At 42.7% G+C, this 25,455-nt stretch carries 16 protein-coding genes; 11 read left to right on the top strand and 5 right to left on the bottom strand.

Annotation, left to right across the window (positions count from 1 at the left end):
* Positions 1 to 293: 293 nt before the first annotated feature.
* A complete protein-coding gene (locus R7Z41_RS02765; protein WP_005377418.1) occupies positions 294 to 791 on the top strand; it encodes a DUF4442 domain-containing protein in 498 nt (165 codons plus the stop codon).
* Positions 792 to 824: 33 nt separating this feature from the next.
* Here R7Z41_RS02765 and R7Z41_RS02760 read toward each other — a convergent pair whose 3' ends face one another.
* On the bottom strand, positions 825 to 2,177 hold the full coding sequence (locus R7Z41_RS02760; RefSeq protein WP_225478157.1) for a hypothetical protein: 1,353 nt from the start codon (positions 2,175 to 2,177) through the stop codon (positions 825 to 827).
* A 192-nt stretch (positions 2,178 to 2,369) separates the two neighbouring features.
* Here R7Z41_RS02760 and R7Z41_RS02755 point away from each other — a divergent pair, with 192 nt between their 5' ends.
* Positions 2,370 to 3,203 carry a S1 RNA-binding domain-containing protein gene (locus R7Z41_RS02755; RefSeq protein WP_017633794.1) on the top strand — a complete coding sequence of 278 codons (834 nt, stop codon included), beginning with the start codon at positions 2,370 to 2,372 and terminating at the stop codon, positions 3,201 to 3,203.
* Positions 3,204 to 3,486: 283 nt separating this feature from the next.
* On the opposite strand, the gene rsmF is transcribed toward R7Z41_RS02755, so the two are convergent.
* From rsmF to R7Z41_RS02735, 4 genes are all read right to left on the bottom strand, one after another.
* Positions 3,487 to 4,923, bottom strand: coding sequence for a 16S rRNA (cytosine(1407)-C(5))-methyltransferase RsmF (gene rsmF / locus R7Z41_RS02750; protein WP_206970815.1), 1,437 nt, complete (start codon positions 4,921 to 4,923; stop codon positions 3,487 to 3,489).
* Between the two features lie 150 nt (positions 4,924 to 5,073).
* On the bottom strand, positions 5,074 to 7,722 hold the full coding sequence (locus R7Z41_RS02745) for an MlaD family protein (protein WP_053307107.1): 2,649 nt from the start codon (positions 7,720 to 7,722) through the stop codon (positions 5,074 to 5,076).
* Positions 7,715 to 8,965 carry a paraquat-inducible protein A gene (locus R7Z41_RS02740; RefSeq protein ID WP_225478156.1) on the bottom strand — a complete coding sequence of 417 codons (1,251 nt, stop codon included), beginning with the start codon at positions 8,963 to 8,965 and terminating at the stop codon, positions 7,715 to 7,717. Before R7Z41_RS02740 ends, R7Z41_RS02745 begins: the two co-directional genes overlap by 8 nt.
* Before the next feature lie 24 nt (positions 8,966 to 8,989).
* Complete coding sequence (locus tag R7Z41_RS02735; RefSeq protein WP_005377431.1) at positions 8,990 to 10,786, bottom strand: ABC transporter ATP-binding protein; 1,797 nt, start codon at positions 10,784 to 10,786, stop codon at positions 8,990 to 8,992.
* 92 nt (positions 10,787 to 10,878) lie between these two features.
* Here R7Z41_RS02735 and R7Z41_RS02730 point away from each other — a divergent pair, with 92 nt between their 5' ends.
* From R7Z41_RS02730 to R7Z41_RS02690, 9 genes are all read left to right on the top strand, one after another.
* The gene (locus R7Z41_RS02730; RefSeq protein ID WP_005377433.1) at positions 10,879 to 11,352 is read left to right on the top strand and encodes a GAF domain-containing protein; all 474 of its coding nucleotides are present in this window, start codon (positions 10,879 to 10,881) and stop codon (positions 11,350 to 11,352) included.
* A gap of 97 nt (positions 11,353 to 11,449) precedes the next feature.
* Positions 11,450 to 12,076, top strand: coding sequence for an RNA chaperone ProQ (gene proQ, locus R7Z41_RS02725; protein ID WP_005377435.1), 627 nt, complete (start codon positions 11,450 to 11,452; stop codon positions 12,074 to 12,076).
* 17 nt (positions 12,077 to 12,093) lie between these two features.
* Positions 12,094 to 14,100, top strand: coding sequence for a carboxy terminal-processing peptidase (gene prc / locus R7Z41_RS02720; protein ID WP_017634279.1), 2,007 nt, complete (start codon positions 12,094 to 12,096; stop codon positions 14,098 to 14,100).
* 194 nt (positions 14,101 to 14,294) lie between these two features.
* Complete coding sequence (locus R7Z41_RS02715) at positions 14,295 to 14,960, top strand: hypothetical protein (protein WP_005377438.1); 666 nt, start codon at positions 14,295 to 14,297, stop codon at positions 14,958 to 14,960.
* Between the two features lie 226 nt (positions 14,961 to 15,186).
* Positions 15,187 to 17,793: an aminopeptidase N gene (gene pepN / locus R7Z41_RS02710; RefSeq protein ID WP_225478154.1), complete on the top strand. Its 2,607-nt coding sequence runs from the start codon at positions 15,187 to 15,189 to the stop codon at positions 17,791 to 17,793.
* A gap of 65 nt (positions 17,794 to 17,858) precedes the next feature.
* Complete coding sequence (locus tag R7Z41_RS02705) at positions 17,859 to 18,077, top strand: DUF2835 domain-containing protein (RefSeq protein ID WP_080659264.1); 219 nt, start codon at positions 17,859 to 17,861, stop codon at positions 18,075 to 18,077.
* Between the two features lie 201 nt (positions 18,078 to 18,278).
* A complete protein-coding gene (locus R7Z41_RS02700; protein ID WP_225478153.1) occupies positions 18,279 to 23,120 on the top strand; it encodes an NAD-glutamate dehydrogenase in 4,842 nt (1,613 codons plus the stop codon).
* Positions 23,121 to 23,431: 311 nt separating this feature from the next.
* Positions 23,432 to 24,442: a quinone-dependent dihydroorotate dehydrogenase gene (gene pyrD / locus R7Z41_RS02695; RefSeq protein ID WP_104979202.1), complete on the top strand. Its 1,011-nt coding sequence runs from the start codon at positions 23,432 to 23,434 to the stop codon at positions 24,440 to 24,442.
* A gap of 168 nt (positions 24,443 to 24,610) precedes the next feature.
* On the top strand, positions 24,611 to 25,153 hold the full coding sequence (locus R7Z41_RS02690; protein WP_005377444.1) for a cell division protein ZapC: 543 nt from the start codon (positions 24,611 to 24,613) through the stop codon (positions 25,151 to 25,153).
* Positions 25,154 to 25,455 lie beyond the last annotated feature (302 nt).

The raw sequence follows: 25,455 nt of genomic DNA, 5'->3' as shown, positions 1-25,455 counted from the left end.
TTCGCCAGGAAATACCGAATTGTATACAAAGGTGTAGGTATTCATTTAAATGACTTATGTATAAATGACAAAACTTGATCATTAAATCAATATATACATTTGAATTTATAACCATTTTATCTATCTCGCTGTAAGGTAATCTAAGTAACTGCGATAAACTTCATACCTCACGGGTGACGCCGTCACTTCATGAGGGTTAAATAACTCGTGAGATCGAGCTTTTGTTAACATTTCTTTGACATCTATTTCTTTCGTTGATTAACTGGTCTGACTAGATTGGTAAGGAGACCAAAATGTTATCAGCTCTACGTCGTGCGAATTTGTATCTAAATCTGTTTGGCTTTTCGAAAGTGCCGCTGATTTGGCTTTGCCACCCTAAAATCATTGCGATAGATAGCAAGCATGTTGAGGTTCGTATCCCATTGCGCAGAAGAACGAAGAACCACCTGAATAGCATGTATTTCGGCGCTTTAGCCGTTGGCGCTGATGTTGCTGGTGGTTTTCTTGCTATGAGTAAAGCGCAAGAAAAGGGAGAAGCGATCTCGCTAGCATTTAAAGGTGTGAAAGCCGAGTTTTTAAAGCGCCCGGAAGCCGATGTGCACTTTGTTTGTAACGATGGTCATGTCATTGATGAGATGCTCGAGCACACCTTGGCAACGGGTGAACGAGTAAATCGTGACGTAAAAATTGTCGCGCTGTGTCCTAACTTACATGGTGACGAGCCAATGGCTGAATTTTCGCTTACTCTTTCGATAAAAAAAGCAGCCCAACAAAGAAAAGAGGCTGCCTAGTGGTTTGTGGCTCGTTTGTTTAAAGGCGTTGGCTTAATTGAGTTCAATCTTCTCGATAGAGACGATTTTGGAGCGATTTAAGACCACTTTCCAGCGGTAATAAACAGGCTCATCGGTGTGGTTGTCCTCTTTGACAATCACATTGAGCAAATGACGTTTCTCTACTGACTCTTTGGTTACTTGACCTTCATTTAAACGGTAAACTCGGTTTGAGCTTTTATCCATCAAGCGGATGATAGGGCGCAAACTGATGTTCAATGTTTCTCTCGTTTGTTCGTAACCACTCAAGAAAAGAGAGGTCGCCATTTCGGTTTTCTCGTGATAATGAAGAATCTGCTCTTCACGTTGAACGACGCGTTTTTTACGTATTCTTTGAATCTTATCCGGCAAGCTACTTAAGGTACGATAATCGAGCCACTCCAATTTTTTGCCAACCACTTTTTTCGTCGTTGGATCAACGTACTTCTTACGCCATTTTGGTTTGCCTTTACGGATCCATCGCCACATGGCATCGCGTAAATCATCTTTAAAGATTTCTCGTAAAGCGTAAATAAAAGACATCGCGATAATGAATGAGGCAGAAATTTCCCCCAGATAATCGCGAGCGAGAATCACGGTCGAGGTCACGACAACCATCACTAAACCGGTTGCAATACCTTTGATAGCGCGCTTAATGTTGTTACCCATCGATATGGTTTCTTCACGAAGCACGATAGGGTGTTCAATCAATCGCCTTAGCAAGCGCATTTTGTTAGATAGGCGAGTAACGTCTTCAACGACTCTTGATGAGTTGTGTTTGTTGAGTTTACGATGGGCTTGCTCTTTCTCACATAGCGTGATCAGACGCTTTTTGATCGTGCCATAGTCGCCTTCACGTGGTAGATGGGCCACCAGTGACAGGAACTTTTGCTCGGTATACCAAGACAGATAGTTATCGATGTTAACGTAGTAGCGTTTTAAGTTCTCTTCATAAGGAATAGAACGCCGCAAGCGCTTTAAGATCTCAAGCGTGAGCTCGATAACTTCGTCCACTTCATCTTCCGTTACGGAGTTGTTCTCATGCTTGTTTAAACTTGCTACCGCTTTGTCTAGCGCGATAACGTATTGGTAAGCGAACAAACTCAAACTTACTCGGTATTGCTGATTCGACAGGCGTCCACGTTTGGCAAGTCGACTGTGTACTAGCGGAAGAAGGATTTCAGTACTGTAATAAGATCGTTGCTGTGTGATCGAGGTGTAATAAAATTCGGATTCACTGATGATATCGGCGTTTAAACCAAGCTCACCAGGTATAAAAAAGTAAATATCTAGGTCGACACTTTTGCTCTTTGCGAGTGCATGACTGATTTTTAATGTTATTGAGTCTTGTTTATCGACGGTGACCAAAGAAAGCTCCTGACTTTGCTAAAGCATTCTTAACTTATGCGTTCCGTTGAGCAGGTAAGTATAAGAGTGCTAAAAGAGTGACTGGGGCATATAGCTGAACGACAACAGCATAACAGAGCACTATGCTTTTCTCTCTGATTTTCTTGTTAGTTTAGGTATAATTCCACGTAAATTTAAAAAGAGACAAAATCAATGATTAAAATTGGTCAAATTAACAGCTTAGAAGTCATTAAAAAGGCTGATTTTGGCGTATTTCTGGATGGCGATGATTACGGTTCTGTTCTACTACCTAGTAAGTATGTACCAGAGGGTACTGAAATTGGTGAGCATGTAGACGTATTTCTGTACTTCGATTCAGAAAGCCAACTTGCTGCGACCATTGAAAGACCAATTGCCCAAGTGGGTGAATGGGGTTTAATGAAGATTGAGGGTGTGAATGCGACAGGTGCTTTTGTAAATTGGGGCATCAAAGAAAAGGACTTACTGATTCCTTTTAGTGAGCAACGCACTCGCTTCTCTGCCGGACAAACCATTTTAGTGTATGTTTATACCGACAAAGCGTCAGGTCGCATTGTTGGTACGACTAAGTTCAATAAATGGTTAGATAAAACTCCAGCGAATTATGAAGTTAACGAGCAAGTTGATTTGATCATCGCAGAGCGTAGTCAACTTGGTTATAAAGCTATCGTTAATGGTAAGCATTGGGGCATGATTTTCCCATCGGATGTTTTTGGTAAGCTTTACATCGGTAAAAAGCTGAAAGGCTTTATTAAGCACATTCGTGAAGATGGCAAAATCGACCTTGCTCTACAAAAAGTCGGTGTGGCGAAAATGGACGATCTTTCTAGTAAGATCCTTGACTTGCTAGAGAAGAAAGGCGGATTTTTGCCTTTGAATGACAAGTCTTCTCCTGAAGCGATTTTTGATGCTTTCCGCACAAGTAAAGGGACTTATAAAAAGACCATCGGTGGCTTATACAAGCAGGGTAAAATTGTCATTGAGAAAGACGGTATTCGTCTAGCGTAGTCCAAACTCACGTATAGTGGAACTACAGCCAAAAAAACGGCCCAAACTTTTCCTTTTTTTGGGCCTAGGGGAAACGGCTCCGCAGAGCCTGCGCTAAACTTGTCCAACAATAATTTTGTTGGTGAACATAGAGAGAAATGCCACATCAAAGCATTACTTTGATACAACTAGTTTAGTACAGCGTGTCCGGATCGCTAGCGAGCCCACTTGCTTTCATACTTCCGAATTAAAAAGCCATCGCAAATACGATGGCTTTTCATTTATTTATGGTTCGTTACGTCTTTTAAAATAAGTTCTTATCTCGTACTAATTCGCGAGGGAGACCATTCTTTATTCGGTTGCTTACCCACTTGCCAAGGCCAATAACTGCGCCTTGATAGGTGACAAGCACTTCGCCTTTACCTGTTTTCATTCCCTCAGGAATGGTTTGTGGGCGAACATCACGCCCCATGTACCATTCGCGCGCTTCTTCAATACTGAGTTCAATGGCGTTGCTTTCAGAACCTGTCGCCAGGGCAGTCGCGACTTGGTGTTGCCAACGGTAGCCATTTTTATGGGCTTCCGCGATCTTTATACCCATACGGGAGAAGCGTAATTCGCCGATCATCGCTTCTAAAGCATTAGGGAATAACCAGACATCTTTATCGCGAAGCCATACAGAACTGTCATTTGGAAGTTTAATACCTAACGCGCTTTGGAGTTGTTGAGCAATTTCTGTCGATTCTTTTTTTGAAGTTTTAGCAAAGGGGAATTTCCCCATGCGCTTTTTGACTTCTGGCGCCTCAACAGCAGCCAGTTTGCGAATTCTTGCAACAAAGAACCCTTCACAGTCGTAGACCTGTGGGAAAATATGCAAAAAGCCTTCTTCAGTTAGGGCTGCCTCTGCGTTTTCAAACAAGTTCTCAAGGCTTTCAAACTCTACAGCATCTCCAAAGTTTTCTTTCAAGTGATGACAAACTTGTTGGTTTTCTTCTGTACTGAGCGTACATGTTGAGTAAACCATCACACCACCGGGCTTTAATGCATGGAAGGCGCTTTCAATAAGATCTTTCTGTGTGTCAGCGATGTCGAGTACGGAAGCTTGCGTCCAGTTTTTCATCGCATCTTCGTCTTTGCGAACGGTGCCTTCTCCAGAGCAAGGCGCGTCGAGCAAAACCGCATCAAATTGTTCTGGTAGCCAACCGCCAAAAACGCGTCCATCGAAGTTACTTAGTGCGGCGTTACGTACCCCACAACGTTCCACATTAGCGTACAGTACTTTTACACGACTTGCGGCGTATTCATTGGCCACAAGTACACCTTCGTTGTTCATTAAAGCTGCAATTTGAGTGGTTTTTGAGCCTGGAGCGGCTGCGGTATCTAACACGGCATCGTAAGATTCATCATTCATAAACAGAGCAGATACCGGCATCATCGAACTGGCTTCTTGAATGTAGAATAAGCCAGACATGTGTTCTGCTGTGTTGCCTAATGGTACAACTGACTCGTCCGCTTCAATCCAAAACCCCGTGTCACACCAAGGCACAGGAGAAAGCTTCCAGCCTTTTGTTTCTGCTCGTTCTAAAAACGCTTCAACGCTGATCTTCAACGTATTAACTCGAATACTCTTGCGCAGTGGCTTTTGGCACGATGCGATAAAGTCTTCCATGTTGAGGTGAGCTGGAAGGATAGTTTGGATTTTTTCCAGAAACGCGTCTGGGATGTAAACATTAGGATGCAATGTGGGATCTCGTTTGCAGAATTTGTGGCAAATAATATACGAAAGCGAAGCAGAAACGAATAGTGACAAGGGCCGAGCAATAAAAAAGAGCAGCGATTGCTGCTCTTTTAAGGTACTCAAACTTCAATTGTACGTGAATTGAGCTTTATTCTACGGCTTAGGAATCGCTGTACGCCATTGAGTCCAACCTTCTTCAGCTTGTGGATACAAAAAGAAAGATTGCCCACTCTTTGCCGCTGGTGGAATAGTAGATTGCTCTGGCGTTGAAAACGCAATTCCTCCGCGAACTAAACTATCAAAGGTTCCCGCTTTGATGTTAGCGCCGGTAAGCCCGATGGAAACATCTACTCCTGAAACATTCCAGAACACACTGTTTTGACGCACGAGGTAAGCATATTCAGGCTGTATTTTGATAGTCGTGACGATGCGATCAGCAAATTCTCCTAGGCTTACGTCGGTCACTTGGCCAACTTCCATCTGGCGGTAAAGAATAGGGGTACCGACTTGTACTGAGCCTCTTTGTTCACTTTGTAACGTAAACATGATTCCATGCACGCGTTCTGAACTATTTTCTAATTGAAAATCAAATTTAGCTTTACCTTTACCTGGTTCAACACTGATGGATTTCGAAACCAACGCCCCGAGGTTTTTAACGCCACCTAAACCAATTTCTGGTTCAGTTAGCCAAAAATGTGAGCCTTCAACCGCAATGTTTTCTACGTATTCAGGTCGGATTCTTGCAGTGACTTCAACCATGTTACGACGAAAATTCGGTACAACCAGAGTGATTTCACCAACTTTAACACCTTGATATTCAATCGGCATTCCTTTAGCAATCTCTTGCGAACCGTCGGTTTCTAAAGCAATGACGCGCCCAAACTTGCGAGCGGTTTTTTGATCAGAATACAGCTTCCAGTTTTCTCCGATTTTGTTTTCAACGCCTGGCACGGAGTCAAAAGCGATGCCACCTTCGATTAACGACTTCAAAGGGTGTGCTTTCACACTGACGCCAGCTAATGATGCATCTATCTCAATCCCTGAACGATTCCAAAAAACGGTTTGTGGCGTTACAAGATAAGCGAAGCGGTTTTCGATAGTAGCCTTAATTAGTACTCCGCCATCAACTAGTTGGAAATCGGAGACGTTACCAACTGGAAGATTACGATAGAGTAGAGGACTGCCTTTGGAAATCGGCGGCAATTCAGAAGCAAATAGTGTTAGCGCCCTAGAGCCACTTTGATTGTACTGCGCCAATTCAGCCAATGATTCATTTTGGAACAGTTGATACTCTTTTTGAATATCTTGCTTGCCTTCGCTCACAAAACTAATTGACCCAGTTAACAACTGCTTTGCTGGAGGAACGGTAACGCTGAGCCCCGATTCAGTTAACTCTGCTGATGCACTGCCGGTTACATAAAAACGATTGTTTGATTTGATCAGATGTTTATATTCATGGTCAATCAATACATCCATAAATACTTCGTGTTGTGATTTTTTATCTTCCTTAACTAGGCCCACTTTGATGATTGAACCAACAACGATGCCTTTATAAAGTACATTGGCACCGCTATCTAGGCCAAACGAATTGTCGGATACCAAACGAATCGCGATGGACTTTTCTTGCTGTTGGTTAAACACGTTTTTACGAATGGCAGTAAAGCGGCGAGAGCGTTCACCCGCGCCCGGCACGATCGTTAAGAAGTTTCCTCGCACTAAATTAGCAATGTTTTCAACACCAGAAAGGGACACCTTTGCTTCTTCTAAGACAAATCGAGTACCTGTCGTCAGCATGTCACTAAAGGCGGGTTGAATTGCCGCTGACGCCAATATCACTTCTCGGCCTTCGGAAAGGCTCAAGTCCGTAACTTGGCCAATTTCGATTCCGCGATACATAATTGGAGCGCCTTCTCCGCTGATCTTGCTGTCATCAGGTAGGACGATTTTAACCGCGATGCCTCGACCAGCAGTTTTCAAATCTTTATACAAACGGAACTCGGTGTTCTCTTCTACAGGCTCACCATCATCCGGAGAGTCGACGGCGATGGCGCCACCTAGTAAGGCACTCATGCTTTCTAGTCTTACATCGACACCTTCAAAACCGATGCTGGCACCAATTCCACTGACGTTCCAGAATCGACTGCGGTTGTTAATGATATGTCGGTATTGATCCTGAATGTTGGCTTGAATAGTGATAGATTTTGCATCTTCATCTAGCTGGTAACTGTACACTTCACCGATTGGGATTTTCTTATAAACAATTTGAGAGCCAACCGATACACCACCTAAATCACGGCTTTTGAGCTTAATATTCAAACCTTGAGAAACGCGTAAATCTGTTGGGGCAGAGTCTAACGCATGGAATGTTGTCTCAAACTCTTGACCATCTCCGGGTTGAATCGAGATGTAGTTACCTGAGACGAGCGCATCCAGTCCGGAAACTCCCGTTAGGCTAGCTGTTGGTTTTACTAACCAAAAGCGTGTTTTATCGTTCAGTAACTTTGCAGCTTCAGGATAGATATCAGCATCGACATAAATACTGCCGAGATCTTCGGTGAGGTTAATGTCTCTTACCATGCCGACTTCTAATCCTTGGTAACGGATAGTGGTTCGGCCGGCGACAAGACCAGCGGCATCAGAAAAATAGATTTGCACTCGTTGTCCTGCATCGTGTATCGACTTCACAACAAGCCAGCCAGCTAAGACCATGGTCAAAATTGGCAACAGCCAAAGAGGAGATATGCCTTTACTCCGCTTTACATCTGGTACGTATGACGTTTGAGAACTGTTCTGATCACTCATTCATTGACTCTTTTTCTGATTGTTTTGGGCTTGTTTGGTCCCAGATTAGCCTTGGATCAATACTTTCTGCTGCAAGCATGGTCAACACTACGACAACACCAAATGCTACGGCGCCATATCCTGGTGTGAAATCCAGTATCTGACCACGATCGACTAAGGTCATCATGATAGAAATAACAAACAAATCCATCACAGACCATTTACCGATCCATTTAACAACAAAGTAAACCATCATTCGTTGTCTCTTAAACACCGAACGTTTGAATTGGATGCAAAGCATGATGTAGGCGAGCCCAAGTATTTTAATCACCGGGACAACGATACTGGCAACAAAAATGATCGCAGCGATTCCATACATGCCGCTTTTTACCAAACCAGCCACGCCTGAAAAAATAGTGTCCTCCAAACGCTTACCATTGGTAAGCAAGATGGAAATAGGGATCAGGTTAGCGGGGAAGATGGCGACCGTTGCTGCGATGAGGTAAGCCCATGTTTTCTGAATGGAGTTTGGCTTGCGATGATATAACTCTTGATGACAACGCTGGCAATGGTCACCTTCAGGCTGGGACAAGTGGCATTCATGGCAATGCACATCTTTATGCTCAAAAGCATATAAACTTTCTGGTTTCCAAGCTTCCCAATAACGACGCACGCTGATTCTTGAAACTAACAAAACGGTAAATATCTGCAAAAGAACCAGACCAATTAACCCTGGGCCGACGAAAATGTCGGAATAATCTTGGAGTTTAAAACAGGAAATGGCGATGCTAACTAAGAACACATCCAACATAACCCAATGCTTCAAATGTTGAATTAGCCACAGTGAGATACGAAGCCCACGGAACCATCGTTGATGTAAAGAAATATGCGCCGTTACCACTGAAACACAAACCGTCAGTGGCGCTAGAGAGCTACAAAATAGAATGAGCAATGAAAGAAGAACAAATCCTTCTTCCATCAATGTGATCATCCCTGAAGGCAAGGCTGCCGGAATCATCACACCAAAGAGTCGGATGCTAATAAAGTTAAAAAAGTGCGATGGAATAAATAGTAGGATACAGGTTATCGCGACGGCTAGATTACCAGAGAGGCTAGGGCTACCTCCGCGATATAATTGTGTACCACAACGAGGGCAGTGTGCATTTTTGCCATGGGGTAAGTCGACGATGTCGACAGGCAATTCACAACCTTGGCACAAACGTACGTTATTGGGTTGCATGGCGTGCTTAGACAGAGAGGTCATAACGACCTCTCTAGCTTGAACGATTTAAGCGTGGGACTGTATGCCCCCATATAAGGTTTGATATAAGCCTTCTTGCTCAACTAACTCACCATGAGTACCTGTTTGCGTCACTTTCCCATCTTCAAGCACGTAGATCAAATCGGCTTGTTTCACAGCGGATAGTCGGTGCGCAACGATTAATGTTGTTCTACCACGTAAGAACTCGGTCAGTGCTTTGTGTAAAGCCGCTTCAGTAGCGGTATCTAGCGCAGACGTGGCTTCGTCTAAAATAACAAATTGAGGATTACTCAGCACCATTCTAGCAATGGCAAGCCGTTGTCGTTGACCTCCTGACAAACGAATGCCATTACGACCAACTTGAGTATCCAAGCCGTGGTTAAGTTGAGAAATTACATCATGCAGCTGAGCCACTTCAAGCGCACGCCAAAGTGACATTTCGTCAAAATTCCCACCAAGCGTTAGATTATGCCTCAAGGTATCGTTAAATAGTATAGGTTGCTGTAATACCACGGCAATTTTGTCGCGAATTACTTCAAAACCAATATCTTCTGTTAATTCATCATTAAAGCGAATGCTACCGGAGTTTTGACGGTAAACCCCAATAAGTAATTGTATCAAGGTTGACTTACCACCGCCGCTTGCACCAACCAACGCCACTTTCTTTCCTGCCGGCATATGTAAAGAAAGATTATCTAGGACTTTGTTTTCATTATTGTAAGAGAAATTAATGTTTTCTACTTTAACATCAACTTCTCTACCTTCTTTGAAAGGATTTACCTTAGGAACCGGTCTCTGCTCTTCTTCTAACTCTAATAAGTCGTTGATGCGTTTTAATGCGGCTTTAGCGCTGTACCAAGAAAACTGAATCCCAAGCAACTCTTGAACAGGAGACAGCATGAACCATAGGTAACCAAAAACGGCAAATATTTGGCCAATAGTAAGGTCACTGAACATGACCATTAACATTGCGACAGCTCTGAATAATTCAAAGCCGATCAAAAAGAGAAGAAAAGAAACGCGACCAGCCGCTTCAGATTGCCAAGCATACTTGTCTGCATCAACGCGAACTTGGTTCGCACTATCTTTGAGTTGCTGGAGAAATTCTCGCTCTTTATTGGCCGCGCGTAGTTGGTAGATTCCATCTAATGTTTCAACTAAACGGTTTTGGAAAATTTCAAAAGAATGATTTTCCTTCCGTTTCAGATGTTTAACCATACTGCCTAGTTTACGTGAGAAGTAAATGACAATAGGGTTAACTAACAGGATAAACAGACCAAGTCGCCAATCGAGCCAAAGTAGAACGATAGCAGTACCAATAACAGTCAGAAAACTGATAACGAATTTTGCTAACGTAGAACCAATAAATTTATCAATGGTCTCAATGTCAGTGATAAGGTGTGCGTTGATTCCTCCGCTACCTTTGGTTTCGTATTGTCGGATGCTGATACGGCCGAGTTTGTCGATCATTTTACTGCGCATCTCAAACGTGATGGTTTTTGAAACAAGCGTAAATTGTCGGCTTTGAAGGATATTTAATCCTTGGCTCGCAGCTCGCATAAGAACAACCAAGAACAGGGTGAAGAAAATATAGCCTGTCGGAGTGTGCCACGCTTCAGGGAGAATGGCATTCATGGCATCTAAGCCTTTTGCAGGTTGGTCCAATAAGACCTCATCAACCATCAAAGGCATGAGGAGGGGAATTGGAACACTAATCAAGGTTGCAAGCACCGCTATCAAGTTCGCTATGATCAGCTTGGACTTGTGCTTTTTTACTTGTGTTATCAACCAAGAACGGCTAATAGTGTCATTTTTCAGAAGCATTGTAATTGAGAATAAGTCCTATTATAAAGTAGGGCTGCATTTTAGCGCCATACATTGAGAATGGAAGCTTTTATAGTAAGTAGGAAGTTAATATGAACTTAGAACAATACCAAAGACTAACCAAACAAGCTGTTGCTCTAATTGAGTCTGAACCAGACTTTATTGCGAACCTAGCAAACTTGAGCTCATTGCTTTTCATGGAACTTGACGATCTTAACTGGGCAGGCTTTTACCTAACAAAAGGTGAAGAGCTTGTTCTTGGTCCGTTCCAAGGAAAACCAGCTTGTGTTCGTATCCCAATGGGTCGAGGCGTCTGCGGTACTGCTGCACAAACTAATACTATACAAAGAGTATACGACGTTCACGAATTTGAGGGGCATATTGCGTGCGATGCAGCGAGCAATTCAGAAATTGTGATTCCATTTTCTATTAATGGAAAGGTGGTTGGTGTACTTGATATTGATAGTCCAAGTATTGGCCGATTTAATGAAACAGACGAAGAAGGTCTCACTCATTTCATGGTTGAAGTAGAAAAGCTGCTTAATTCACACGCGAACGACGCATAAATTAGCCTTCGAGTGTGGTTTTTCCTTGGCATGTCACTATAATACGAGAATATTTTTTCTTAATGCTCGCGGAAATCCGCTCAAATCAGGACCCCTCATGACTGAAAAGTTAAAAAACAGCAAAGAAGTTATTGCATATATTGCTGAATGTTTCCCTAAGTGCTTTACTTTAGAAGGTGAAGCAAAACCTCTGAAAATTGGTATTTTTCAAGATCTTGCGGAACGTCTAAATGAAGACGAAAAAGTAAGCAAAACACAGCTTCGTGCAGCGTTAAGACAGTACACTTCATCATGGCGTTACCTACACGGTGTAAAACCAGGTGCAGTACGTGTAGACCTAGATGGCAACCCTTGTGGTGAGCTAGAAGAAGAGCACGTTGAACACGCGAAAGCGACACTTGCAGAAAGCAAGGCGAAAGTTCAGGCTCGTCGTAAAGAACAAGCACAAAAAGCTCGTGAAGAGGGTAAGGCGAAAGCGAAACCTGCGGCTAAAAAGCCTCAACAGCCTCGTCGTACTAATAAACCAAAAGTACAAAAACCAACTAAGCCTGTAGAAACGCGCGCTCTAAATGCTGATGAAATCACAGTAGGTAACGCAGTTAACGTGAACATGGGCAAAGGAAACATGGCAGCGACCATTGTTGAAATCAATAAGGATGATGTACGTGTTCAACTTGCTAACGGCCTACAAATGGTTGTGAAAGCGGAGCACTTGCGCGCATAAAGGAGATACTCCTACGCATGAATTGCCGTTCAAAAGTGACCCTGATTGCTGCTAGCTTATGGCTAGCAGCATCAGCTCAGGCTCTTGAAGCCAAACTACATAAAGATGACCTGCCGGTTCTTTCTCCTGAAGTTCAGCATGAAACAGCTAGCAAACGAGTCACCTCGCGATTTACCCGCTCTCATTATAAGCACTTCAGCCTCAATGATGATTTCTCTAAAGCGATATTTGAACGCTATGTAGAGTTGCTTGATTACAATAGAAATATTTTCACTCAAGCAGACATCGATTCATTTAAAAATTGGTCAGTCGAGCTTGATGATCAGCTTAAATCGGGCAACAACCAAATTGCTTTTGATGTTTACAACCTCTCAATGCAGAAGCGTTTCGATCGTTTTGCTTATGCGTTAACTCTACTCGATGAAGAGATCAAGTTTGATACCGATGACGAGATAGAGTTAGACCGCTCTGAGGCCGCATGGCCAAAAGACGAAGCAGAGCTCAACGAGTTGTGGCGCAAGCGTGTGAAATATGACGCGTTAAATCTGAAACTGACTGGCAAAGAGTGGCCAGAGATTAAAGAAGTTTTAGAGAAGCGTTATAACAACGCGATGAAGCGCATCACACAGACCAACAATGAAGACGCATTTCAGTTGTATATGAATGCCTTCGCGCGACAGGTTGACCCTCATACAAGCTACCTTTCTCCACGTAATGCCGAGCAATTCCAATCGGAAATGAACCTTTCTCTAGAAGGCATCGGCGCCGTTTTGCAAATGACAGACGATTACACAGTAATTCGTTCACTTGTTGTTGGCGGTCCGGCATCAAAGAGTAAGCAACTTGGTGAAGGGGACCGAATCACTGGTGTTGGACAAGACGGTGAAGAAATTGTCGACGTGATCGGTTGGCGTCTGGATGATGTTGTTCAGTTAATCAAAGGCCCTAAAGGCACAAAGGTTAATCTACAGATCTTGCCAGAAGGTAACGATGCGAAGAGTTACATTGTCACAATTGTTCGTGACAAAGTTCGCTTAGAAGATCGTGCAGTTAAGTCAGAAATCATCGAAAAAGACGGTAAGAAGATTGGTATTTTAGAAGTACCAAGTTTCTACGTCGGCTTATCGAAAGACACCGATAAATTACTAGCTGAGTTGAAAACCAAAAACGTTGACGGCGTAATCGTTGATCTACGCAACAATGGCGGTGGTGCGCTAACAGAAGCAACGGCATTGACAGGTTTATTCATTAAAGAAGGTCCTGTGGTTCAAGTTCGTGACAGCTATGGCCGCATCAAGGTGAATGCCGATACCGATGGAAAAGTGAGTTATGATGGCCCATTGACGGTGTTGATTAACCGCTACAGTGCTTCAGCATCTGAAATTTTTGCAGCGGCAATGCAAGATTATAATCGTGCAATCATCTTAGGTGAAAACTCTTTCGGTAAAGGTACAGTTCAGCAACATCGTTCACTGAATCATATTTACGATCTTTTCGATAAAGAGCTAGGTTATGTTCAGTACACGATTCAGAAGTTTTATCGTATTGACGGTGGAAGTACGCAAAATCGTGGTGTTGCACCAGATATTTCGTACCCAACGCCAATCGAGGCTTCTGAAACAGGTGAAAGTGTTGAAGACAATGCTTTACCTTGGGATCAGATTGATAAAGCACAATATCAAACGTTTCCAAGTAACGACGCCTTAGTTGAAAAACTTACTGCTCTTCATAACAAGCGTATTTCTGATGAGATGGAGTTCCGCTTTATCAATGAAGACATCGAGAAATATCGTAAAGAAAAAGACGATAATACTTTGTCTTTGAACGAAAAAGTTCGTAAAGCTGAATCGGATAAAGCGGAAGCCCTTCGATTACAACGCATAAATGAACGTCAAGTTGCTTTGGGTAAAAAAGCATTCAAAACATTGGATGACATACCAAAAGACTACGAGGCTCCTGATGTTTATTTAGATGAGTCTGTCGCGATTATGGTCGATCTACTTAAGCAGGAAAATCAGTCATAATAACTGGCAATTTAGAATAAAAAGAGTGAGTCTTTCAGATTCACTCTTTTTTTATGCCTTTTTGTCTTCCGCTATCTCGATATCGAGCAAGATATTCGCTTATTTTCCCCCAATAATTTACGTGATCTACATCTAAAATTTCGCGAAAGTGAGGACTACTGGCTAAGCTAAAAGAAAACGATAAGGATGCCGATATGAAGTGGTTCTTTATTTTACTTAGCTTTTGCTGCTTTAGTGTGTTTGGTGGAGAAAACACCAGAGAAGATGAATTAAGTCACTTTGACACGCCGTTTCTCATCGGAGACTGGTATTTAATGAACCCAAACCCCGAAGAGTCGGCTGAAAACTTTCGCGCGATCAAACTCTCATTAGGTTCTGACTACAGCTTTTCTATTGATATTCAAAAGAAAGACTATTCCGTTGACCATTGGGAAGGGCTGTATAACGCAAATGAAGACACCATCGTTCTTGGTTTAAACACCGACGAGCCTCAAATTTATGCCTATCGCAACAACCATAATACGCTTGATCTTAATGGTGTAACATTCACTAAGGGATTATCCAATTCACTTGCAGGTATTTGGTCTAGCTCTCACGTATCTGGCGACGGTCTTGTGGCCAACAACATTAATCAGATGGATTTGATACTTCAACCTGATTTCGTGTTCATGTTTAGGGTTTCGAACGAAGAAGGGGATGAGTCCATCAAACAAGGTGTGTTTTACACAGAAGATGAGTTTTTGGTTCTGTTGTATGAAAATGGCGAGCATGGAACCACGTATAAGCTCAACAAGAATGAGCTAACGATCGAAGATTCCAATGGTGATATGTACGCCGTACTCAATAGAGTTACGCCATGATGCCTTTAACATGCGCCAAATTACGCGTGCGTACGGTAAGTCATTAATGTTGTTTAAATGTTAATCAAAAAACGGAGCTAGAGCACTAAAAGCTCCGTTTTTTGATGGAAAGACTTGTATTCTGATACCACAACCCCTACAAATAGCTTATATAGTGATACCAGAACTGCATTTTTGATCATGCAGTCTGGTATTTTTGTTGTTCGACATACAAGGATTTATGCTCATGTCTCAAGCTCCCCTGGCCAAATATCGTAAAGATTATAAAGAGCCATCTCATGCGATTACTGATATCGATCTTACTTTTGATCTATATGACAATGACACAATCGTTACGGCGGTATCAAAAGTTGCTCAAAAAGGCGATACAACAACGCTAGAACTCGATGGCGAAGGGCTTGAGCTACGCGCTGTAAAAGTAAATGGTGAGGATTGGGCTCATCACGAGGTGAAGGAGTCATCGCTGGTACTGACCGATCTTCCATCCGAGTTTGAACTTGAAATCGTCACCAAAATTGATCCTGAAGCGAATACAGCACTCGAAGGTTTGTACAAATCAGGCGGCGCATTTTGTACTCAGTGTGAGGCTGAGGGCTTCCGCCGTATCACGTACTATCTAGACCGTCCGGATGTTCTAGCAAAATACACAACAAAAGTGATCGCAGATAAAGCGGTTTATCCATATTTGCTGAGCAATGGTAACCGAATTGCAGAAGGCGATGCAGAGAACGGTCGTCACTGGGTTCAATGGCAGGATCCGCATCCAAAACCAGCTTACTTGTTCGCCCTTGTTGCAGGCGACTTTGATGTATTGCGTGACAAATATACAACGATGTCAGGTCGCAGTGTTGATTTAGAAATCTTTGTTGATAAAGGTAACTTAGATCGTGCAGGCCATGCGATGACATCGCTGATCAACTCGATGAAGTGGGATGAGGAACGCTTTGGCCTAGAATACGATCTGGATATTTACATGATCGTTGCTGTTGATTTCTTCAACATGGGTGCAATGGAAAACAAAGGCTTGAACATTTTTAACTCAAAATATGTGCTGGCGAACGATCAAACTGCGACAGATCGTGATTATTTAGGCATCGAAGCTGTGATCGGTCATGAGTACTTCCACAACTGGACTGGCAACCGTGTCACTTGTCGTGACTGGTTCCAACTAAGTCTAAAAGAAGGCTTAACCGTATTCCGAGACCAAGAATTCTCTTCTGACTTAGGCTCTCGTGCTGATAACCGTATTGATAACGTACGTATTATTCGTGGTCCTCAATTTGCGGAAGATGCAAGCCCAATGTCTCACCCGATTCGTCCTGACAAAGTCATTGAGATGAATAACTTCTACACGCTAACGGTGTATGAAAAGGGCAGCGAAGTTATTCGTATGTACCATACACTCCTTGGCGAAGAGGGCTTCCAAAAAGGAATGAAACTTTATTTTGAACGTCACGATGGTACCGCCGCGACGTGTGAAGACTTTGTTTCTGCAATGGAAGATGCCACCGGTGTTGATTTAAAACAGTTCCGTCTGTGGTACAGCCAATCGGGTACACCAACGCTACGCGTAAATAGCGAATACAACGCTGGTGCAAAAACTTACGCACTAACGGTAGAGCAATTTACGGAGCCGACGCAAGACCAAGCAGAAAAACAAGCGCTGCATATTCCGTTCGATATCGAGTTGTATGATTCGAAAGGTCGAGTTATCCCACTGGTGATTAACGGTGAATCAGTTAATAACGTGCTGGATATTAAACAAGATAAGCAAACGTTCGTATTTGAAAATGTCGAAGAACAGCCAGTGCCATCTTTGTTGCGTGAATTCTCGGCACCAGTCAAATTAGAATACGATTACAGCGATGACGAGTTAGTCTTCTTGATGAAGCACGCAACGAACGATTTTGCTCGATGGGACGCTAGCCAAATGCTATTGGCTAAATACATTCGTCAGAATGTGAAAAACGTTCAAGCGGGACAAGAAGTATCGCTTTCTGAAGGTGTGATAGATGCTTTCCGCGGTGTGCTGTTGGATGAAACGCTTGAGCCTGCTTTCATTGCTCAAGTTTTCTCTATGCCTTCAATCAATGAGATTACTGGTTGGTACCAGCAAATTGATATCGATGCCGTAGACAAAGTGCTAAACAGCATTACAGTGTCACTTTCTAAGAAATTAGAAGATGAGCTAAGTGCGACTTATCACACGCTTAAGCAAACAGAGTATACGATCGACCATGCTGCTATTGGCAAGCGTGCTTTACGTAACCGTTGCCTTCAGTACCTAGCATATACGGAAAAAGGTAATGATTTAGTCAACGCGCAGTACGCATCTGCAAATAACATGACAGATACGATTGCTGCGATGAGTGCCGCAAATAACGCTCAGCTCGAGTGTCGCGAAGCACTTATGGCTGATTATAGCGATAAATGGAAGCACGATGGTTTGGTTATGGATAAGTGGTTTGCACTTCAAGGTAGCAATCCTGCAGAGGATGCTCTTGAAAAAGTAAAAGCAACCATGAACCACGAAGCATTTAGTTTGAAAAATCCGAACCGTACGCGCAGCTTAATTGGCTCGTTCTTAAGTGCGAACCCTGTACGTTTCCATGATAAATCCGGTGTAGGTTACCAGTTTGCCGGTGAAATTCTTCGCCAACTAAATGATTCGAACCCACAAGTAGCTTCTCGAATGATTGATCCTTTGCTTAAGTTCCGTAAATACGATGAAGCTCGCCAAGCAATGATTCGTGCAGAACTTGAAAAGCTCAAAGCAATGGATAATCTTGCTAAAGATCTATTCGAAAAAGTGACTAAAGCACTAGACGAATAGTAAACAACACAATAGGGTGGTCATTAAGACCACCTTATTTGTTTATGTCACTTAGTTTTCACTTCATGAACTATTACTACTTCAATCTCAACATTTCATATCAAACGTTTTTATCTCATTATTCTGGTGCGGCAAGTGTTGTTCAAGTTGTCACACACAACGGTTTGCGTTTGCAGTTACCCGCCGCGAGATTTAGACCATTTCTTAGTCAATTGGGCGTTAGAGGCCAGTTTAGACTAACAACTAACCAAAATAATAAGTTTCTTAAGTTAGAAACTCTGTGATGTATTGTATTTGCAGAGAGTTAAATAGGAATCTTAGTCACAGAATCGGACATTTCACCTCTTACCACTACGATTAGTTGTTAAACATTTGTAATTATGCTTTTACAATGGGCACATGCATTACCTATGCTTAGTTTCTAAGGTAACAGCCTAGCTACTAAGTCCCCCTACAAAACAACAATTCTAATGTGGAGTGTGAATATGACCGCGCGTGAAAATGTAGTGCCGGTTCTGCTTGAAAAGGTTTACCAACTGATTCAAGACAAACTCGAGCTTTCTCACCAAACGCTTGTAACTAAACTTGCTCAACACTTATTCAGTAACATTGCTGATGATGATCTAATTCAGCGAAACGAATCCGACCTTTATGGTGCTGTCGTTAGCCTTTGGCACCATATCAATGAAAAAAAACCAGAAGAGATTTCGGTTCGAGTATTTAACCCGACCGTAAGTCGTCAAGGCTGGCAATCCACACACACAATCGTAGAAATTGTTGTTCCAGATAGTCCATTCTTAGTGGACTCAGTCAAAATGGCTTTAGCACGTTTGGATCTTGTTTGTCACCTAATGTTGAATAACCCAACACAGATTCAGCGTGATAAAAAAGGCCAAGTTACAGACGTAAACGGTGAGGGTGGTGTTCTTCAATCACTTTTCCACATAGAGGTAGACCGCCTTACTAGTAAAGACGAGATGCAAGCGCTTAAAGAAGAGCTGTTAAGAATTCTATCTGATACTCGCTTAGTCGTTGATGACTGGAAGCAGATGGTTGATAAGCTTAAGTTTGTTACTGATGAACTTGAGAAAAATAAAGATCGTGTTTCTATCCAAACGGATCGTATGGATGAAACGATCGCATTTCTTCGTTGGCTAGAAGATCATAACTTTACCTTTATGGGTTATAAAGATTATGACTTAAAAGAGGTCAATGGTGATACCGAACTTGTTCCTGCTAAAGAAAAAGGACTAGGTCTGTTTGCTGATGACAAGCGCGTTCGTAGCGTCAAGCTCTCTGAATTATCAGATTCAGCGCGATTAGAAGCGAAAAAACCATACGCTCTGATCATCACCAAAGGTAACAAAGCATCTCGTATCCACCGTCCAGCTTATACTGATTACATCGGTATTAAAAAGTTTGATAAAAACGGTAAAGTAATAGGTGAGCATCGCTTTACTGGTTTATATACCTCCGCTGTTTACAACCAAGCGGTACAAAGTATTCCTCTGATCCGTGAAAAAGTTGACCGTATCCTTGAAGCAAGTGGATACCGTCACGGATCATACTCATACAAAGCATTGCACAATATCTTAGAAAACTACCCACGCGACGAGTTGCTTCAAGCTAATGAAGAAGAGCTGCTTGAGGTGGGAATGGGTGTTGTACAAATGCAAGATCGTGACTTGCTGCGTTTGTTTGTTCGTAAAGACCCATTTGGTCGTTTCTTCAGTTGCATGGTTTATGTCACTAAAGATCGTTACAACACAGAATTGCGTCGTCAAACTCAACGCATTCTTAAGCAGTACTTTGGTTGCGAGCAAGAGGTTGAATTTACAACGTACTTCTCAGAAAGCCCACTAGCGAGAACACATTACATTGTTCGTGTAGACAATAACAACATTGACGTAGACGTGAAAAAGATCGAGCAAAATCTAATGGAAGTTTCTACCTCTTGGGATGACAGACTAAAAGAATCCATCATTGCTAACTTTGGTGAAAGCAAAGGCCTTCCTCTTTCAAAAGAATATATGAGTGCGTTCCCTCGCTCATACAAAGAGGACATGATGCCAGGTTCTGCGGTTGCAGATATCGAGCGCTTAGAAGCGTTAAGTGATGATAATAAACTTGGCATGTTGTTCTACCGACCTCAAGAAGAGGGTGCAGATTCCAAAGCTGTCCGCTTAAAGTTATACCATCGCGATGAACCAATTCACCTTTCTGACGTAATGCCGATGTTGGAAAATCTTGGTTTGCGTGTAATTGGCGAATCGCCATATGAGATCGAGAAAAACAACGGGCAGACTTTCTGGATCCTTGACTTCTCTATGCTGCATAAGAGCGAGAAAACCGTTGACCTTCGTGAAGCTCGTGACCGTTTCCAACAAGCATTTGCTGCCATTTGGGCGGGTAATCTTGAAAGTGATGGTTTCAACCGATTGTTATTAGGTGCGTCTTTATCTGGCCGTGAGATTTCCATTCTTCGCGCTTACGCACGATACATGCGCCAAGTCGGCTTCCCATTCAGTCAGCAGTACATCGAAGATACGCTAAGCCACTACCCAGACTTAGCGACAGGTCTAGTCAAGCTGTTCACCAAGCGATTTGATCCGAAACACAAAGGCAGCGAGAAAGGCCAAAACGATCTAATTAAAAAGCTAACAGAGCAGTTGGATCGTGTAGAGAGCTTGGATGATGATCGTATTATTCGTCGTTATATCGAAATGATCATGGCGACGCTTCGTACCAACTACTACCAAGTAGACGAGAATAAGCAGCCTAAGCCTTGGTTATCTTTGAAAATGAAGCCAAGTGATATTCCTGAGATTCCGCAGCCTGTACCTGCATTCGAGATCTTTGTTTACGCACCAGATATTGAAGGTGTTCACCTTCGTGGTGGAAAAGTGGCTCGTGGTGGTTTGCGTTGGTCAGATCGTCAAGAAGACTTCCGTACGGAGATTCTTGGCTTAGTGAAAGCGCAACAGGTTAAGAACACTGTAATTGTACCAGTGGGTGCAAAAGGCGGCTTCGTTTGTAAACGCCAGCCATCTCTCACCACTCGTGATGAAATTTTTGCGGAAGGTCAGCGTTGTTACAAACGCTTTATCCGTGCACTGCTTGATGTGTCAGATAACATCATTGAAGGAGAAGTAGTACCACCACAAAACGTTGTTCGTCACGATGAAGATGACCCATACCTAGTAGTGGCTGCCGATAAAGGCACAGCAACCTTCTCAGATTTGGCAAACTCTGTTTCTGCAGAATACAACTTCTGGCTAGGCGACGCATTCGCTTCAGGTGGTTCAAACGGTTACGATCACAAAGCAATGGGTATCACCGCAAAAGGTGGTTGGGAATCTGTTAAGCGTCATTTCCGTGAAATGGGCATCAACTGTCAGACCACTGATTTTACTGCAATCGGTGTAGGTGATATGGCAGGTGACGTGTTCGGTAACGGTATGCTGTTATCGAAGCATATTCGATTGCAAGCTGCGTTTAACCACATGCACATCTTTATTGATCCAAATCCAGATTCAGCCAGCAGCTGGGAAGAGCGTAACCGCTTGTTTAATCTGCCAAGATCAAGCTGGGAAGATTACAACAAAGACTTGATCTCTCAAGGTGGTGGCATCTTCTCTCGTCGATCAAAATCGATCCAGTTGACGCCAGAAATTCAGAAAATGTTAGGTACGAAGAAAGCATCTTTAGCGCCTAACGATCTGATAAAGATGATCTTGAAAATGAAAGTCGATCTTCTTTGGAATGGTGGTATCGGCACTTACGTTAAATCATCGACAGAAACTCATACAGATGTTGGTGACCGTGCTAACGACATGCTGCGCATTGACGGCCGTGACTTAAGAGCCAAAGTGGTTGGCGAAGGTGGTAACTTGGGTATGACTCAGCTTGGTCGTATCGAATACGCACTAACTGGCGGTCGAGTGAACACGGACTTCGTTGATAACGTAGGTGGCGTTGACTGTTCGGATAATGAAGTCAACATCAAGATCTTCCTCAATGGACTGGTTTCAAATGGCGATCTTACGGTTAAGCAACGTAACCAAATTCTAGAGTCTATGGAAGACGAAGTGGGTGAAATTGTCTTGGATGATGCTTACCGTCAGTCGGAGTCGATCTCTGTTACTGAACAGCAAGGTGTTGGCATTGTTAAGGAGCAAATTCGGTTCATCCACACTATGGAGAAAGCAGGGTACTTGGATCGTGCTCTCGAATACATTCCTGATGATGAAACGCTAATCGAGCGTGAAAAACAGGGACTAGGTCTGACTCGCCCTGAGCTATCAGTGTTAGTTGCCTACGGTAAAATGGTACTTAAACAGCAACTTGTTACGGATGAAATCGCAAATGATGAATTCCATGCAAAACAACTTGTTGAATATTTCCCAAGTGCGTTACGACGTAACTATAAAGGTCAAATGGTTAATCACCCACTGCGAGCTGAAATTATCGCTACAGCATTGGCTAACCAGATGGTTAATGAAATGGGCTGTAACTTCGTTACTCGTTTGCAAGAAGAAACTGGTGCAAGTGTTGTCGATATTGCCAACGCTTACAGTGCGGCTAGAGAAATCTTTGATTTAGAAGAAATCCTCAAGCAAACTCGCAAACTTGATAACGTTGCGACAGCGCAAGCTCAATACGAAATTATGTTTTACGTGCGCCGAGCACTGCGTCGAATTGCACGCTGGTTGCTTCGTAACCGTAGCGGCAAATGCACGGTCGGTGAGTTGATTGCTATCTACAAGCAAGATGTCAATGTTATCACTGAAACCCTAGACACTATGTTAGTTGAGTCTGAAGTTGAAGAACACAATGACTTGGCTCAAGGTTGGATAGAGAAAGGGGTTGAAGAGAAACTCGCTCACCAAGTTGCCCGCTTATCAAGCTTACAATCTGCACTGGATATTTCATCAGTAGCAAGTGAAACAGGTAAAACGGTTGAGCAAGCATCGAAACTCTACTTTAACTTGGGTGACCGTTTATCGTTGCATTGGTTCTTGAAGCAAATTAATAGCCAAGCCGTTGATAACAACTGGCAAGCACTTGCAAGAGCGGCATTCCGTGAAGATCTGGACTGGCAACAACGTCAACTTACCGCTCAGGTACTGACTTGTGGCTGCTCAACCGAAGAGCTTGACGTGATGGCTGCGTTAGAAGATTGGATTGAAACTAACGAGCAATCGTTGCACCGCTGGGAAAGTATCTTAAACGAGTTCAAAGTTGGCTCAGTACACGAATTTGCTAAGTTCTCTGTAGCACTTCGAGAGCTAGTACTTTTAAACCTCAACTGCTCATCGAAAGAGTAGTGGAATAATCAAGTCATAAGTAAAAGCCTCGTTATTTAACGGGGCTTTTTATTATCTATTATTCACATTTGGAACAAAAACAGTTACATTGTCACATTGAGTTGAAATTAAAACAGAGTGAAATCGATTGCTTTTAAGCGGTTAGTTACGATTTTTATCGCAGAAACTTGATTGTAATTGTTTGTTTTATATTTGAAAATCTTATAAAGATGTAGGTTTTTACTTATTACGTTCATTTTCATTGAATTACGATGAAAAACGGTAAATAATATTGTCCCGTTTATACGGGGCTTTTTTCTTTCGGAGGCACAATGCTTTACCGTCTAGCCAGAACTGGCTTTTTCCAACTCGATGCCGAGAAGGCACATGATCTTGCAATCAAGAACTTCCAACGCTTTAACGGCACACCACTTGATCTCTTTTACCGCCAACAGTTACCAACTCGTCCTGTTGAGTGTATGGGTCTAACATTCCGTAACCCTGTTGGTCTTGCGGCTGGTTTAGATAAAAACGGCGAATGTATTGAAGCATTTGATGCCATGGGCTTTGGCTTTGTCGAAGTCGGCACTGTAACGCCACGACCACAACCAGGTAATGATAAACCACGCCTATTCCGTTTAGTGGAAGCAGAAGGGATCATCAACCGCATGGGCTTTAATAACCTAGGCGTTGATAATTTGATCGAGAATGTTAAACGAGCAAAATTCAATTGTGTTCTCGGAATTAATATCGGTAAAAATAAAGATACGCCAATTGAGAAAGGGGCAGAGGACTACCTGATTTGTATGGAAAAAGTGTATGAGTATGCTGGCTATATTGCAGTAAACATCTCATCGCCAAACACTCCAGGTCTTCGTTCACTTCAATATGGTGAAGCGCTTGATGAACTGCTTTCCGAATTAAAGACGAAACAAGCGGAGTTATCAGAGAAGTACAACAAGTACGTCCCGTTAGCATTAAAGATTGCGCCAGATTTAAGTGACGATGAAATCTGCCAAATTTGCGATTCTTTATTGAAAAACAATATAGATGGTGTGATCGCGACTAACACAACTTTGGATCGCACGATCGTAGAAGGGATGAAACACGCCAATGAGGCAGGTGGCTTGAGTGGTCGCCCTGTGCAATCACGCTCTACGGAGGTCGTACGTAAGCTTCATGAAGAGCTTGGAGACAAACTTCCAATTATCGGTGTTGGTGGTGTAGATTCCTATGTTGCAGCCAAAGAAAAGATCATGGCAGGCGCTAAACTTGTTCAAGTCTACACTGGCTTTATTTACCACGGCCCAGGTCTCGTACGTGATATTGTTAAGAATCTTTAACATATACATCAAAAACTACTGAAAAATCAGTACCTGTTACATAAAAAAGAGGACTTTGTTTCCTCTTTTTTTTTATCCGTTCGTTTGTAGAATTTAAAAATCACGAGTAGGTAATTAAGCGTCTTACCTCTTTACCACTGATTTAACTAGTCAAGAGAGAACGGAATAATGCTTAAACCCAGCGACAAATGGAATTGGTATTTTGACGAGCAAAAAGCTTGCTTAATGCTGGATCTGGGGGAGGAAATGATTTTCCAAACCAATCTATCCCGAAAATTGTTGGTTAACTGTGCCTTCTCAAACAGTGAATTTACCGTTGATGACGCCAGCGCATTTCAAACGTTTAATGAGCGCATTCGCTGTCTCGATATCAGTGAATATCGCCAAGCTGAATTAACACTGTATTGTGTTGCTGCAAAGCGTTTTCATAAACCTGTACAGCCTAAGAGCTGGTTCTTCGATGCACAGTCCTCTGATTATGAACCTCAAGAAGGGGACATGGTCTTTCTCACAAATCAATATTCTGATGGTATGTTCATCGTTCTAGAACCAGGCGAAACATCGAGCTTATGTGCTTATGTTAACCAAGAAGCCTTTGTTCTTGATGGCAATAAGGCGCTTCAATTTGGGCAGCCGATTAAAGTAATGCATGATCGCATGGCTTGTGCAAACCACCTCTTTGCAATGACCCCTATGGCAATGGTGGGTTAAAGCGGTTTAATTTTTCTTTATTTCGTTCCTTTGTTTGCCTTAATCGACCTTATTGGGTCGATTTTTTTTGTCCTTTCCTCAGACACTCCAATCCGAAAGACCATGAAACTGTTTGTTTTCTATGCATGAAAACATGAAGCTGGTCACTTTTATTTTACTTATTTCAATTTGATTACTCCTTTAATTAGGCAACCTAGCGCCTAAAACAACCCTATTTATTCCCCTATAAAGGGTATTTGTAAGTAACTTACATCAACCAATCCCGACTGGTATATACCAAAATGCATGTAAATAAGTATTCA

The sequence above is a fragment of the Vibrio sp. 1457 genome, assembly GCF_033340195.1.
Classification (GTDB): Bacteria; Pseudomonadota; Gammaproteobacteria; order Enterobacterales; family Vibrionaceae; genus Vibrio; species Vibrio alginolyticus.
This window is presented reverse-complemented; position numbering and strand designations above follow the sequence as displayed.

Bases quoted from the DNA above. Each gene is read 5' to 3' on its own strand.
- R7Z41_RS02765 (WP_005377418.1), top strand. From the start codon at position 294: ATGTTATCAGCTCTACGTCGTGCGAATTTGTATCTAAATCTGTTTGGC.
- R7Z41_RS02755 (WP_017633794.1), top strand. From the start codon at position 2,370: ATGATTAAAATTGGTCAAATTAACAGCTTAGAAGTCATTAAAAAGGCT.
- R7Z41_RS02745 (WP_053307107.1), bottom strand. From the start codon at position 7,722: ATGAGTGATCAGAACAGTTCTCAAACGTCATACGTACCAGATGTAAAG.
- R7Z41_RS02740 (WP_225478156.1), bottom strand. From the start codon at position 8,965: ATGACCTCTCTGTCTAAGCACGCCATGCAACCCAATAACGTACGTTTG.
- R7Z41_RS02735 (WP_005377431.1), bottom strand. From the start codon at position 10,786: ATGCTTCTGAAAAATGACACTATTAGCCGTTCTTGGTTGATAACACAA.
- R7Z41_RS02730 (WP_005377433.1), top strand. From the start codon at position 10,879: ATGAACTTAGAACAATACCAAAGACTAACCAAACAAGCTGTTGCTCTA.
- proQ (WP_005377435.1), top strand. From the start codon at position 11,450: ATGACTGAAAAGTTAAAAAACAGCAAAGAAGTTATTGCATATATTGCT.
- prc (WP_017634279.1), top strand. From the start codon at position 12,094: ATGAATTGCCGTTCAAAAGTGACCCTGATTGCTGCTAGCTTATGGCTA.
- R7Z41_RS02715 (WP_005377438.1), top strand. From the start codon at position 14,295: ATGAAGTGGTTCTTTATTTTACTTAGCTTTTGCTGCTTTAGTGTGTTT.
- pepN (WP_225478154.1), top strand. From the start codon at position 15,187: ATGTCTCAAGCTCCCCTGGCCAAATATCGTAAAGATTATAAAGAGCCA.
- R7Z41_RS02705 (WP_080659264.1), top strand. From the start codon at position 17,859: ATGAACTATTACTACTTCAATCTCAACATTTCATATCAAACGTTTTTA.
- R7Z41_RS02700 (WP_225478153.1), top strand. From the start codon at position 18,279: ATGACCGCGCGTGAAAATGTAGTGCCGGTTCTGCTTGAAAAGGTTTAC.
- pyrD (WP_104979202.1), top strand. From the start codon at position 23,432: ATGCTTTACCGTCTAGCCAGAACTGGCTTTTTCCAACTCGATGCCGAG.
- R7Z41_RS02690 (WP_005377444.1), top strand. From the start codon at position 24,611: ATGCTTAAACCCAGCGACAAATGGAATTGGTATTTTGACGAGCAAAAA.